The sequence below is a fragment of the Proteus sp. ZN5 genome (assembly GCF_011046025.1).
Classification (GTDB): domain Bacteria; phylum Pseudomonadota; class Gammaproteobacteria; order Enterobacterales; family Enterobacteriaceae; genus Proteus.
In genome coordinates this window covers 3,741,671-3,756,074 of record NZ_CP047639.1, presented here as the reverse complement: position 1 = coordinate 3,756,074, position 14,404 = coordinate 3,741,671, and the positions used below count along the sequence as shown (strand labels likewise).

The following is a 14,404-nucleotide window of genomic DNA, read 5'->3' as shown; positions in this document are numbered from 1 at the left end:
TAATGTTTAGTATTATTAATAAATAATCTCTGATATTAATTTTATTATTGACCAATAGCGATAATCATAAAGTGAATACTTATATTGAGTCATTCTTTAATTAAAAAGGAATTATTAATAACTTATTAATATCTACAACCACAGTTATTTATTTAGTATAAAACAAATCCTAAATTTCTTAATTATATTAAAAATTAACTTTATTCTTATTGAAAAAATATAGCCTACTATATTTAGTGTATTAATCTTCATAGTTTATATTAATAAAAAATTAATTGTTAATTTCTTATATCCCAAATGTGAACAAAGCGTTTTGAATTACTTGCAGTATAGATAACGGTATGTGAAATATTACGATGTCCTAAATAATCTTGAATTAGGCGCGTATCTCGCCCCAAATCAGCTAAAGCATAGCCACACGCATGGCGCAGCATATGGGGGTGAGGAGTAATGGATACATTAGCTTTTTTACCTAAACGGCGAAGTAACCCATAGACTTGTTGACGCGAAATTGGACCCGTTTTTTGAGATAAAAATACCCATTCAGAATCTGCTTCTCTCCATGTTTCCCGTTTTTTCAACCAGTTAACTAATGCTTCATATTCCTCTTCAATAATTGGCTGCGTTGTAGATAGCCCTCCTTTTAAACGCCTGACATAGAGTATCCGACTTTCCAAATCAATATCGCTGAGGGCTAATTTACATAGTTCACTAACACGAAATCCATGTAAAAAACACATTAAAAACATACAGTAATCTCTTTCTGGATACCGTCCTTCCTTTGCTTGTTTCAAAATAGAATTGATCTCAAAACGTGTAAGAAACTTACGTTGCTTCATTTTTTATAACCTTTTCAATGAGATAACAAGGAACAAAAGCCAATTGTTGCATCACTATAACAAGTAATATGCATCAATAAAGGGTTGTGTTTTTTTTATGCTTTCACTTTTACTTGTTCATTTTAAACAAGTTTATTGAAAGCTTATTTATTTTTAGAAAATGAAAGTCATTGATTGAAAAAGTGAAAAATGAGCAGAGATAAGAATTCAGGCATCTTTATAGAAATAAACAGAATACACCAAATTGTTTACTATTATTCTCTGGCTTCTCACTTAAGTCAAATTTAATATTAACCACATATCTTAACTTGATTAACATATTGATATTTATCATTATTTTAAAAAAGGAACATGATTGGTTACTTTGTTTAAAATCCAGAAATAAATTTTTTTACTTTTTTCACAAATTATAGTATTTGCACTTAGAATTATAAACTCTTTTTTTGATATTTAAAGATTGATTATCTAAATACGTTTAATTTCGAGATGAAAATTTTTAACAAAACAATTTGGTGTATTTTGTTTTGTTTCTAACGATATTTAATTTCGTTTAGGACGGGCATTGATATACCAAAATTCAAAAACTCAATAAGTGAGTCATTCAATTAGGAATTATTTATTCCTAGTGAATTTATTATTTTTAATGTCTTCGTCCTTTATATTTTAGGAAACAAAAAGATGAAATTAAATAAATTAGCGTTAGTTCTTGGCTTAGGTTTATCTGTTGCTGCAGGTTCTACATTCGCTGCTGATCAAGGTCACGGTACAGTTAAATTTGTTGGTTCAATTATTGATGCACCTTGTTCTATTCATCCTGATTCAGAAAATCAAACTGTTCCATTAGGTCAAATTTCTACTGCTTCATTAAAAGATGGCGGTCGTAGTAATTCTCGTGATTTTAAAATTACTTTAGAGAATTGCACAACAGAAACTTATAAAACTGTTCAAACAACCTTCACTGGTTCAGAAGATGCAGACATCTTAGCAGGTTCTTTAGGTATTGAAGGTATTGCTAAAAATGCTGCTGTTGTTATCACCGATGCTGGTGGTAAACAAATCAAATTAGGCACACCAAGTGCTGCTCAAACATTACGTGATGGTAATAACGATCTGAACTTTGCTGCTTACTTACAAGGTTCTTCTGCAGAAGCTGCTGTTCCTGGTGACTTCACTGCAATCGCAACTTTCGCACTGACTTATCAGTAAGAAAAAATAAGTTCTGTACAGGGATGTACAGGACTTTTTTTCCTGTGTCTATTTTTAACGATTTTTTTCTTACGGAGAAAAATATGAATCGCAAGATGACACCACTATGGCTATGCCTTATTGCCAGCTTACTGACAACAACAGCAGTAGCGAGTGATGTAAAACAAGATAAAAACATGCATCAGCGATTTGGGGTACTTAATCTTTCAGGCTCGATCTTAGAACCATCTTGCACGATTGCAGCAGGAAGTGGTGAACAAGTTATTCCACTGACAATGGTTTCTATTCCGATGCTGGTGACTGAAGGGCAAGGACCTATTGAGTATTTTTCTATCAGATTAACGGAATGTACGCTAATTGAACAAAAAGGTCAGGAAGCGGACAACCCTCGTTTTATTGCAACGTTTGAAGGTCCCTCTAACGAGAATGGTAATTTTGCACTCACTGGTGAAGCGAGAGGTGCGTCATTAGCGATAGCTGATCGTTATGGCAGGCGAGCAATTCCGGGTAAACCATTACCCCCTGTTGGTATTGACTCTAAATCAATGGCGTTACTTTACCAAGCGCGAATAGTCAAAAACAACGAAATACCAAAAGCTGGAAATTACCGAACAACGCTGCGATTTAAGCTGGAATACTATTAAATGGATCGGGTTGGATAACTTATGGTTAGAACATTCAAAACCGTTGGTTTAGGGACGGAAAAAAAGAAAAAACAACATACTATTCGGCCTGTTGCTGTACTGATCTATTTAATTATTACTGGCGCTTCCAGTATTTCAAGTTCAGCTTTAGCAAATAGTAATATTGAATTTAATGCCGATATTTTGGATCTAAAAGATAAGCAAAATATCGACTTATCAGATTTCTCTCGCGCTGGCTATATTATGCCCGGCCGATATGAGTTTGTTGTTCGTGTGAATAATAATGAACTCCCTGAACTTTATAACATTAACTATGTTGTGCCAGCTAATGATCCTAAAGGTAGTGAGGCTTGCTTACCGCCAGAATTGATCCACCAAATAGGGCTCAAACCTGAATGGGCTGAAAAAGTGAAATATCAAGATAATGGAAGTTGTCTTGATATTTCTTCCATTCCCGGAATGACGGTAAATGCAAGTCTGGGAAATGGCAATCTTATTCTTACTATTCCTCAAGCGTATCTTGAATATTCAGCCCCAAACTGGGATCCACCATCTCGTTGGGATCATGGTATCTCAGGGGTACTTTTTGACTATAACGTCAATGCTAACGTAACAGATCCCGCTAAAGGGAAACAACGCCAGCAAGTTACAGGCTTAGGAACCGTGGGAGCAAACCTTGGTGTTTGGCGTTTCCGAGCCGATTGGCAAGCAAGTTATCAGCATACAACGGGCCTTCCTGATAGCACTGAAAATGATTGGAAATGGAATCAGCTTTATCTTTATAGAGCGATCACGCAACTAGGGGCTCGCCTTGTAATGGGGGAGACTTATTCACGCTCTGACATTTTCGATAACTTCCGTTTTACTGGGGTTAACTTGTCTACGGATGACAATATGCTACCACCTAACTTAAGGGGATATGCCCCTGAAGTAACGGGAGTAGCAAAAACGAATGCGAAAGTAACGATTAGCCAGCAAGGTCGTGTGATCTATGAAACTCAGGTTGCTCCGGGGCCGTTTCGTATTCAAGACATCAATGATGCAGTAAGTGGCAAATTAGATGTGCGTGTTGAAGAGCAAGACGGATCTGTTCAAGAATTCCAAATGGATACTGCAAGTATTCCTTATTTAACACGTCCCGGTCGAGTGCAATATAAGTTCTCAGCAGGTCAGCCTTCAGATATGAATCGTAATACGGAAGGCCCTATTTTTGGTATGGGGGAATTCTCATGGGGGATCAGCAACGGTTGGTCTCTTTATGGTGGTTCATTAGTATCGGGAGATTATAACTCGGTTTCTGCTGGTATTGGTCGTGACCTAATGGCACTGGGTGCTATCTCTTTTGATGCGACACATTCTTGGGCAAAAATTCCAAGTGATGATAAGCGTTATCACGGTGGCTCTTATCGTTTAAGTTACTCAAAACGTTTTGAACAAATAAATAGCCAAGTGACATTCGCTGGCTATCGATTCTCCGAACGTGACTTTATGAGTATGAATCAATATTTAGATCGCCGTTATCATGGTGGTGAAGAAGATAACAATAAAGAGCTTTATACCATTATGTTTAGTAAGCAGTTCCCTGAATGGGGGTTGAGTGCTTACTTAAACTATAGTCATCAGACTTATTGGAATAAGCCTAATAATGATAACTATAACTTGTCATTAGCTAAAACGATGGATATTGGTAGCTTTAAAAATATCAACCTCAGCCTGTCGGCGTTTCGCAATAAATTTAATGGCACCACTGATAATGGCGTTTATATGAATGTCAGCATGCCTTGGAGCGATCGCGCGACTATTAGCTACAACACTGTGATTAATAAACACGGTAATTCACATAATGTCAGTTATTACGATCGTATTGATGACAATAGTAGCTATCGTGTTGGTGCTGGTTTAAGTAGTAACGGTAAACCATCCGCAGATGCCTATCTTATGCATTATGCTGATGCTGCATTGGTCACTGCCAGTGCGAGCCATATTAATGGCGAATACACATCAGCCACATTATCACTACAGGGTGGGGCAACACTAACACCAAAAGGTGGTGCATTACACCGCACAAGTCGTACTGGTAGTACTCGTTTACTTATTGATACAGATGGTATTTCTGATGTACCAGTGAAAAGTATCGGCGCGATTACTCGTACCAATGCTTTTGGTAAAGCCGTACTGCCTGATATCAATGATTATTACCGCAGTAGTGCCAGCATCGACCTTGACCAGATGCCAGATAACGCTGAAGCATTACGTTCAATTCAACAATTAACCCTAACAGAGGGTGCTATAGGCTACCGCCACTTTGATGTGGTATCGGGACAAAAAGCCATGGCTGTCATTCGCTTACAAGACGGAACTTATCCACCATTTGGTGCCAGTGTCACAACCGAGAAAGGGCGTGAGCTTGGTATTGTCAATGATGGTGGGAATGTCTATCTGACGGGGATTAATAGTGATGATGTATTGAGTGTGCGTTGGAATGGTCAAGAGCAGTGCAAAGTCCGTATTCCAACATTAGTTGAAGGATTATTTATGTCTTCTTTATTACTGACTTGTAGTGATGGAGAAGTAACACCGTCAACAATCAATCAAAGAACAGAGCCCTTACCTAAGCCTCAACTGATTACACAATAAGGTTAGGAAAGAAGGGAAAGATAAAAATAATTTCAGACAAAAAGAGTAATTCAAAATGATGTTATCAAAGCGCTTATTCATTGTAACAACCACTTTATTGACTGGAATGGTCTTTACTAGTCAAGCCCTTGCTGCGATTGCTTTAGATAGAACGCGTGTCATTTTTAATGGTGCAGATAAATCTATTAGCTTAAATGTTAGCAATCAAAACAAAGAGCTGCCTTACTTGGCTCAGGGCTGGATGGAAAATGAAAATGGAGAACGTATTGACAGCCCATTATTAGTTTTACCTCCAATTCAGCGTATTGAGCCTGGTGATAAAAGCCAAGTAAAAGTGCAGTCATTACCAGATATTGCCAAGTTGCCACAAGATAGAGAAAGTGTTTTCTATTTTAACTTGCGTGAAATTCCACCTCGTAGTGATAAACCTAACGTGTTGCAAATTGCATTACAAACACGAATTAAACTGTTTTATCGCCCAGCATCAATTTACGCCACACAAACGGATCTCACCCATCCTTGGCAGGAAAAAATCACCTTAATAAAGAAAGGTGATCGCTATGAAGTAAATAACCCAACACCTTATTACGTGACATTAGTGGATGGGCTAACAGGGTTACAAGGAAAAAGCCTCGATGGTTTTGAGCCGATCATGATTGCCCCTAGAAGCACTGGAACGATAAATCTGCATATTTCTGCGTTTGGCTCATCACCTGTACTCAGTTACATCAATGATTACGGTGGACGCCCACAGATGAAATTCACCTGTAATGGCAATGAATGCAAAGTCTCAGAAACATCAGCAGGAAACTAAATAGGTCTATTTTATGAAAATGGAACAGCGGTTTAGCCCAAGCAAAGCAGTGTTGATTCTTATTTTGGCAACGTTTACTGGAGGCCTAAGTTTTACTGCTGTTGCGAATTTACCCGCGAGAGCGGTGAAAGATGTTATTCCGGGAATTGTTTATATCAATATTTCAGGAAATGTCATTGCGCCACCGCCTTGCTTAATTAATGACGGCAAAATGATTGAAGTTAATTTTGGTGAGGTGATGAGTACACGTATTGATGGTGTTCGTTATAAAGAGCCTATCCACTACACCGCGACTTGCCAAAAAATGCCAACCAATGCGATGAAAGTCTATGTCACTGGTAGCGCAACTGGCTTTGATTCAAATGCGCTACAAACAAATATTACAGGATTGGGGGTACGTATTCTGTATCAAGGAAACTTATTAGATTTAGGCAAAGCGGTGAATTTTACCTATCCCAACTTACCTGAACTAGAAGCTATTCCTGTTCGTGATCAGAATGAAGCCTTAGTGGGTGGTGATTTTGTCGCAAGTGGCACACTGCATGTGGATTATCAGTAAGAGGTCAGAAGATGAATAAACTAAAGTACATGTGTCTGATTATATTACTGAATTCTCATTCTATTATGAGTGCAGACGCACCTAATATGAAATTGTTTGGCACCTTATTAGTGCCACCACCTTGTGTTATCAGTAACAACGAACTGATTGATGTCTATTTTGGGCACAACGTAGGTATTCATAAAGTAGATGGCATTAACTACACAGAATCAGTGAATTATCGATTGGTCTGTGATCCAAATTTAAAAGGTTGGGATTTAGGGCTTTCTATTATTGGCCCTAAAACACAGTTTGATGAAGCTGCGCTACAAACCAATATTCCAGATTTAGGTATTCATCTCACGCAAGATGGTAAGCCTTTTAAATTAAACGAGCGTATTGCGATATCACCCGATAATCCACCCGTGATCCAAGCAGTACCCGTTAAAAGACCGGGTAGCACTTTGCCTGAAGGTGCATTTGAAGTTTCGGCAACACTGCTTGCTGAATACCAATAGGAGCGTATTGATGAATATAACAAGATTATCGATCCCGTTCGTATTGAGTCTGGCCACATTTATGGGATTAACATCAACCGCTTTTTCTGCGCCAGATAATATGCGCTTTCACGGCATATTGGTCGATGAGCCTTGCACCATAAAGCCCGGAGACGAAACCGTTGAGTTAGATTTTGGCAATATTCCGGACAAAAACCTTTATGCGTATCAAAGAACACCAAGCAAGTTGTTTCAAATACGCTTGTCTGAATGTGACTTAACGATTGGTAAAAGCGTCAAAATCACCTTTAAAGGTGATGAAAATCAAGCCATGGCAGGACAAGGTTTTTTAGCGATCAGCCCAAGCAGTCAAGCTGCGGGTATTGCTGTTGGACTGGAATCCGAAAATGGAAATGCACTACCTGTTAATAAAGAAACAGACAAAATGTCATTAAATGCGGATGACACAATTTTAAATTTTTATGCCTTTATTCAAGGGGAGCCGGATGCGATTGCTAACCAGTCCATTAAACGCGGCCCATTTAGTGCAATAGCCACATTCCATTTGAATTATGACTAATTATTAGGGTTGAGGTTTTATATGTCCATATTAAAGCGATTTCCGGCTTTATGTATTGCAATAGGTTTGCTGTTTTCAGCACCCGCGATGGCATCTATTTTTTCTTATATTACACATTCTGAAGGTGAGCCAGCTCACGCCACTTATACCTATGTTATTCAGCGTTGGGATCCTGAAGATCCTTATACTCCCAATCCTTGTTATGGCTGGAGTAAATGCTGGATAACCATTAACCATAAACATGATGCTAATGGCTCTCCAGGTTCGGCAGTAAGAAGTATTGTTCGTGTTGAAAAAGAACAGTATTTAGCAGGGGTTCGTGATGCAGTAATGAAAGTTGAAAGTTTTCCAATACAAGGAACGGCAAGACACGATGGTGATCCGTTAACCTCAAATCAAGAGTGTGTTGGACTATTTTATGAATCTAAGGAAGGAGGTTGGTCTCCAAATGGGCGTTTATTGCCAGGGTCACTATGTGGTATTGCGCCGCCACCAGTAGGTGCCTGCAAAATAACAGAAGGAGCTGTAAACCTAAATTATGGCGATATTGATGAAGTGAGTTTGGAAAATGCGGAACGTGCTCAAAATATTAATGTGACTTGTAACTTGGCAATGAAAGTTCTGGTTATTGCATCAGGTTCAGATAGTGGACGAGTGCCATTACGAGCAGATAACAGCCTCTATGCCGATTTATTTCTTGATGGATACCCAGGTGAAAAGGGGTCTGTCATTGATGTTCCTAAAAATGGAACGATACCCGTAGAGGTTAAATCAGTTTTACATACCAATGGTCGTGTTGCACCGGGATATTTCTCTGGTTCAGGTTCAATTATTTTAACGATGCCTTAATCATGATAATGGGTGAATATTATGATGAATTACGATTTTACAGATATTGATGTTAATGCGTTAGTTGGCAAGAGAATTCAGAAAAAGCGTAAAGAGTTAGGTTATACCGGTGTGCAGATTGCTGAAAAAATTGGTGTAAGCCAACAGCAATTCTCTCGCTATGAGAGAGGGATGAATAAGATAGATTTGAGCTACCTTGTTTTGTTGGCGAGTTACTTAAACACACCTATTTATTGGTTTTTCGAAGACTGCTTTACCTCTAAATCTTCATCTGAAAATCAGCGTATTGATAAACGCAGTAGCATCATGGCTGAAACGATGCCTGATGTTTTTTTATACTAGTGCATATCGCTAAAGGATACTCAAACTTGGTGTTTTAGTGTGTATGCTTTTCTTTGATTGATTACCAAATTGGTAAGGCAGGGGAAACCCTGCCCTTTTTTTATATAAAAAGTATTAAATTGTGAGATGAACTTGAGCAGTTATTAAAGAGGGCAAGTATCACTTGCTTTCTTTTTTATCTTTAAAAAATCAGCAATACTATATTTTAATATTAACTTCACAATTTTAATCGTTCTTTTCTCAGATCATCAACTCCTCATTCTACATATAGTCAAACGTTCAATATCTACTGTAAAATTAGTTGTTCATGTTACAAATAATCTAAACTTTTAACCTATTTTGACCATTTATTCGTCATTATTTTCCCTTTTATAGTAATTACAACCGTTACTATCAGGTTTATCTGAGTGTTTAATCGTTTCCTACTATTAATTAAAGGCATTTTCGATTAGAAAAGGTTAATAAATAATCATGATAATGTTAAAAAATGTTACCTTATGCACATTTTTTAATTTTAGATATTATAAATTAATTTTAATGTAAGTTATTTATAATTGTATGATTAATCTTTAACTGATTGTTTATTAATATAAAAAATATTTTATTTAACAGGTTTATCCTGATTTTTATCTTAAATAAGGCATTTATAAATAGGATTAACAGATAGTCATAATAAAAAGGGTTGTGTACTGTGCATTTTCTGTTTTTTTATAAAAAGGATAAATGATGCAAACAAAAAAACAGGGAGGCAGTCGCTTTCTACGCACAGTGGAATGGCTAGGAAATGCGCTACCCCATCCCGTTATTTTATTTATTATTTTAATTGCTATTTTACTTGTCTCTTCGGCGGTTGGTGAATACTTCGGTGTTACAGTACAAGATCCCCGACCAGAAGGCGCCAAAGGACGCGCAGAAGATGGTTACATTCATATTATTAGTTTGTTAGATGCGGATGGTATTCGCCGTATATTGGCAAATATTGTCACAAACTTTACTGGATTTGCGCCTTTAGGTACGGTGCTGGTGGCGTTATTAGGTGTCGGTATTGCTGAGCGCGCAGGTTTATTATCTGCGGTGATGCGTTTAGTGGTAATGAAAGCACCACGCAAAATGACCACATTGGCAATTGTCTTTGCTGGTATTATGTCTAATACGGCGGCTGAATTAGGTTATGTGGTACTGATACCGTTATCAGCGATTATCTTCCATTCGTTAGGACGACACCCTCTAGCGGGGCTTGCAGCTGCATTTGCAGGGGTTTCAGGCGGTTATTCTGCTAACTTGCTCTTAGGGACGATAGATCCGTTATTATCGGGTATTACACAGCAAGCTGCGCGTATTATAGATCCAACCTATATCGTTGGTGCTGAAGCAAACTGGTACTTTATGTTTGTCAGTACATTCCTTATTACTTTCTTAGGCTACTTCATTACGGAAAAAATCGTTGAACCTCAACTAGGGCCTTATAACGGTAATGAACTTGATGATGAAGAAAATGATTTAAGGAATGCTGCTGAAGTTACGCCGCTAGAAAAGAAAGCACTATGGGCTGCAACAGGGACATTTATTGTGATGGGCGTGATTTTGGCGCTAACGGTTGTTCCTGAAAATGGCATATTGAGAAACCAAGAAACAGGGCTAATTGGTAATTCTCCTTTCTTAAAATCTATTGTGGTCTTTATTTTCTTATTCTTTGCAATACCGGGTATTGTCTACGGATGGATTGCTAAGACAATGCGTACAGATAAAGACATCGTTGATGCTATGGCAAATTCGATGAGTACGCTTGGCCTCTATTTAGTGATTATTTTCTTTGCGGCTCAGTTTGTTGCATTTTTTGGTTGGACAAACATAGGTCAAGTTATTGCTGTTAAGGGTGCTGCGCTACTCAATAGTATTGATATGCCAAGTGGAGTGCTGTTCTTAGGCTTTATTTTAATCTGCGCATTTATTAACTTAATGATTGGTTCAGCATCGGCACAATGGGCGGTGACAGCACCTATCTTTGTACCAATGTTGATGCTTGCAGGTTATGCGCCAGAGACAATCCAAGCAGCCTATCGAATAGGAGATTCTGTCACTAATATCATTACACCAATGATGAGTTACTTTGGTTTGATATTAGCAGTCGCAACAAAATATAAGAAAGACACAGGCATTGGTACGATGATCTCTATGATGTTGCCATATTCTGTTATTTTCTTAATTGGTTGGTCATTATTATTCTACTTATGGGTATTTGTATTCAATTTACCAGTAGGACCTGGCTCACCAACGTACTATTCTCCAACAGCAGGTTAATTCTCTGCGATGACTGAAGCTTATACAGGGATGTATAGGCTTTTTCTATTTTGATATTTCATTGTTTTTGTTCAGTTTCTTTTTTTATGATTTGCCAATTTTTCTGTTAGTTGTGTGGCATAGTCTGCATGTAAAAATTGAGTATCTAAACCGGCCTGTTGCAATTTCAATTCAAGTAATGCCAAACGCTTTTGCAGTGATCCATCTTCTATTTCCGCTTCATTTAACGTACTTAGGATTTCTGCTAGAGATAAGGCTTCTTTTCTGTCTTGCATTTCAGGTGGTAAAAAACCAGCATTCTTTAATAAATGATAGCTTGCTCTAAGTGACTCTGGAACATGGCTATTATCATCAAGGATCAGTGGTTTCCCTTCACCTTTTAGTGATGAAAGTTCCCCTTTTTGTAACGCTTTTTCGATATGGCGTTCAGCCCATTCATCTAAAATAGACACTTTAAACCTCTTTTTTAGTAACTATAGCAATAGAAAAGATCACCTCAAATTAAATTGACTTGCTTAGATTATATAATTTGATATTATGTTTTTATATTATATAAATAAATATATTATCAAGGGATCAAAAATGAGCAAGTACAAAGAAATAGTAACAGACATTGCCAGCAACATGGGGGCGTTGTCTCAAAATATTCCAGAAGTGATGAAAGCGTTTATGAGCACGACAAAAGCGGGTGGTAAAGAAGGCGCTTTAGATGCAAAAACAAAAGAATTGATCGCCATTGCAATTGCTGTCGCGAATCGTTGTGATGGTTGTATTGGATTTCATACAAAAACACTTGTGGAGCTTGGCACAACAGAACAAGAACTTGCTGAAGCATTAGGTGTTGCTATTTATATGGGCGGTGGCCCTTCAGTTATGTATGCATCCAACACCATGGGCGCTTTTAAAGAGTTTAGTAAATAAGATTTTTATCATCATATAATTAAACAAAGTAATCAAAAACCAGAATAAGTTCATTCTGGTTTTTTTATTTATAGTCTTTGTTTATGTTCTGTTTATATTTAACTTTTATCCTCTACTTTTTTGTTTTAATACTATCTAGATTATCTTTTGATAAAAAGACGTCTGTTATTTAACAAAGATTAATAAAAGATTAATCTTTCATTATTTTAATTTTCAATAGTGTTTTTATCAGATTGATTTTTATAGATAAAGTGATTTTAGATGTTCTTTAATTTGGTTGAAAATAATAATTAATTATAATTTAATAAATAATAATTGAATCTTTTATAGGATAGCTATTCTAAGTGAATAGTTTGTATAAAGTGAGATTGTTTTATTTTAACGGGGAATATATGCGTGTTGATTTTGTAGAAAGATATAAATGGCTTCTACTTTTTATTTTTATATTTTTAACCTATCTAATTCCTCTTGAAACAAGATTACTCTGGCAACCAGATGAGATCCGCTATGCTGAAATTAGCCGAGAAATGCTGATATCAGGAAATTGGTCTGTACCGTACATGCTGGATATTCGCTATTTTGAAAAGCCGGTATTGGGGTATTGGCTAAACAGTATTGCACAATGGTTATTTGGCGGTGGCAATTTTTCTGTTCGTATTGTCGTTGTCACTTCAACCTTATTAACAGGATTATTTGTCTATCGTGCTGCAATACTAGTTTGGCATAACCGTACTTTGGCGTTTAATGCACTAGTGGTATTTTTATCCTCGTTTCTTGTATTAGCAATTGGTACCTACAATATTCTTGATCCTATCGTGACAATGTTTGTCACGATTGCGATGTATTACTTCTTAAGTGGATTATCTGCACAAAATAAAAAATCAAAAATTAGTGCTTATATTTTAGTGGGGATTTTCTGTGGAGCCGGTTTTTTAACCAAAGGTTTTATTGCTGTTGTATTACCTGCATTAGTTTTTGTTGTAACCGCAATTAGCTTATCTCGTTTTAAAGAAGTTCTTTGTTATGCACCAATAGCGCTTCTTTCTATGCTTGTTATTGCGGGCCCTTGGGTGATTTCGGTGGCACTTCAAGCTCCTGATTACTGGCACTACTTCTTTTGGATTGAGCATGTTCAACGCTTTGTTGAAAAGGATTCGGCAAGATCGCAACCAATGTGGTTTTATTTACCCATAGTTATTTTAGGCATTTTGCCTTGGTTAGGGTTCTTATTTGGCGCGCTTAAATCCGCTATTTTACTGAAAAAGGGAACTCTTTATTTTTCGTTTTGGTTATTCCTATTTTTTGCTTTCTTTTCTGCCTCCAGCGGTAAGTTATTAACCTATATGTTACCTTGTTTTGTGCCACTTTCTATCTTGATTGCACATTACATGGAAGAGTTAAAAAATAAACAAACTGAAAAAACTCATAATATTAATGCGATTATAAACACCGTTTTTGGGCTTATAGGCGTCTCTATTATTATTTATTCTCTTTTCTCTACACGATTTACGTTATATGAAAACAATGAGCAATATAAAGCATTGTTGGGTATTGCTGGCTTCTTATTTTGGAGTTTAATGGGAATTGTTTCATTCTTTAAACCCATACGTTTACTGACTCTGTTTTGCTCGATAGGATTAAGCCTAGTAATTGGATATGCCATTCCTCATAAAATAGAAAGCAAAAGTACCCCTGAAAAAGCAATTAATCATTATTACAGTGAGCTAGTAGATAAGCCTTATATTTTAACTGATGAAGTCGGGATCGGAACGTCCTTAGCATGGGGATTAAAACGCACTGATATTCGTTTAACTGAAACGAAAGGGGAACTGGCTTATGGTTTGGCATATCCTGATGTGCAAAATAAATATTATGACCTTAAGCAGTTAGTTAACTTAATTGAAGAGAATAACTATCAAGGATTTGCAATTGTTTTAGTCCGACCAGAGCGAAAAAAAATATTATCTGTTATAAGTCAGTTAAAGGTAAAACCTATTATAGAAAAGCAGGGTGATTTAACATTTGTTTTCTTTAATTAACTGATTTAAAAGTCTATTTCTGCTTTCAAAAGACGGTTATAACAGAGCAAGCACAATTAACTTCAGCTTTAAAATGACATGGATTTGATTTTTTGTGTTGTTTTTGTGTGATCAACGTCCAAAAATGGATTTTGTTGAGAAATATATTTTGCTCTTTTTAGTTTTAATGGTAGGTTAAAAATGTGTCCATTAAATCG

Annotated in this window: 14 protein-coding genes; 12 read left to right on the top strand and 2 right to left on the bottom strand. The window is 36.7% G+C overall.

The features are described from left to right. Window positions 1-278 precede the first annotated feature (278 nt). Window positions 279-839 (bottom strand): phase variation DNA invertase MrpI, encoded by a 561-nt coding sequence (mrpI, locus tag GTK47_RS17355; RefSeq protein WP_165125537.1) that lies wholly within the window; start codon window positions 837-839, stop codon window positions 279-281. 678 nt (window positions 840-1,517) lie between these two features. On the opposite strand from mrpI, the gene GTK47_RS17350 reads away from it, so the two are divergent. From GTK47_RS17350 to GTK47_RS17305, 10 genes are all read left to right on the top strand, one after another. Continuing rightward, window positions 1,518-2,045 carry a fimbrial protein gene (locus tag GTK47_RS17350; RefSeq protein WP_165125534.1) on the top strand — a complete coding sequence of 176 codons (528 nt, stop codon included), beginning with the start codon at window positions 1,518-1,520 and terminating at the stop codon, window positions 2,043-2,045. Window positions 2,046-2,128: 83 nt separating this feature from the next. Further along, window positions 2,129-2,689, top strand: a complete 561-nt coding sequence (locus GTK47_RS17345) for a fimbrial protein (RefSeq protein WP_098944003.1) — start codon at window positions 2,129-2,131, stop codon at window positions 2,687-2,689. Between the two features lie 21 nt (window positions 2,690-2,710). Beyond that, entirely contained in the window at window positions 2,711-5,326 is a 2,616-nt protein-coding gene (locus GTK47_RS17340; protein WP_165125531.1) for an outer membrane usher protein, read from the top strand. Between the two features lie 55 nt (window positions 5,327-5,381). Beyond that, the gene (locus GTK47_RS17335) at window positions 5,382-6,140 is read left to right on the top strand and encodes a fimbria/pilus periplasmic chaperone (protein ID WP_165125528.1); all 759 of its coding nucleotides are present in this window, start codon (window positions 5,382-5,384) and stop codon (window positions 6,138-6,140) included. Between the two features lie 13 nt (window positions 6,141-6,153). Next, on the top strand, window positions 6,154-6,699 hold the full coding sequence (locus GTK47_RS17330; protein WP_088493558.1) for a fimbrial protein: 546 nt from the start codon (window positions 6,154-6,156) through the stop codon (window positions 6,697-6,699). A gap of 11 nt (window positions 6,700-6,710) precedes the next feature. Then, window positions 6,711-7,196: a fimbrial protein gene (locus GTK47_RS17325; RefSeq protein WP_165125525.1), complete on the top strand. Its 486-nt coding sequence runs from the start codon at window positions 6,711-6,713 to the stop codon at window positions 7,194-7,196. Between the two features lie 10 nt (window positions 7,197-7,206). Beyond that, on the top strand, window positions 7,207-7,755 hold the full coding sequence (locus GTK47_RS17320) for a fimbrial protein (protein ID WP_109419554.1): 549 nt from the start codon (window positions 7,207-7,209) through the stop codon (window positions 7,753-7,755). Window positions 7,756-7,776: 21 nt separating this feature from the next. Next, window positions 7,777-8,604, top strand: a complete 828-nt coding sequence (locus GTK47_RS17315) for an adhesin (RefSeq protein ID WP_165125522.1) — start codon at window positions 7,777-7,779, stop codon at window positions 8,602-8,604. 21 nt (window positions 8,605-8,625) lie between these two features. Further along, window positions 8,626-8,946 carry a helix-turn-helix transcriptional regulator gene (locus tag GTK47_RS17310; RefSeq protein WP_165125519.1) on the top strand — a complete coding sequence of 107 codons (321 nt, stop codon included), beginning with the start codon at window positions 8,626-8,628 and terminating at the stop codon, window positions 8,944-8,946. 726 nt (window positions 8,947-9,672) lie between these two features. Next, entirely contained in the window at window positions 9,673-11,247 is a 1,575-nt protein-coding gene (locus GTK47_RS17305; protein WP_165125516.1) for an AbgT family transporter, read from the top strand. A 71-nt stretch (window positions 11,248-11,318) separates the two neighbouring features. On the opposite strand, the gene GTK47_RS17300 is transcribed toward GTK47_RS17305, so the two are convergent. Continuing rightward, a complete protein-coding gene (locus tag GTK47_RS17300) occupies window positions 11,319-11,699 on the bottom strand; it encodes a DUF1992 domain-containing protein (protein WP_165125513.1) in 381 nt (126 codons plus the stop codon). A 130-nt stretch (window positions 11,700-11,829) separates the two neighbouring features. Between GTK47_RS17300 and GTK47_RS17295 the strand changes: the two genes are divergently transcribed. Continuing rightward, window positions 11,830-12,168, top strand: a complete 339-nt coding sequence (locus GTK47_RS17295) for a carboxymuconolactone decarboxylase family protein (protein WP_006534886.1) — start codon at window positions 11,830-11,832, stop codon at window positions 12,166-12,168. Window positions 12,169-12,560: 392 nt separating this feature from the next. After that, complete coding sequence (gene arnT / locus GTK47_RS17290) at window positions 12,561-14,207, top strand: lipid IV(A) 4-amino-4-deoxy-L-arabinosyltransferase (RefSeq protein WP_165125510.1); 1,647 nt, start codon at window positions 12,561-12,563, stop codon at window positions 14,205-14,207. The last annotated feature ends 197 nt before the right edge of the window (window positions 14,208-14,404 follow it).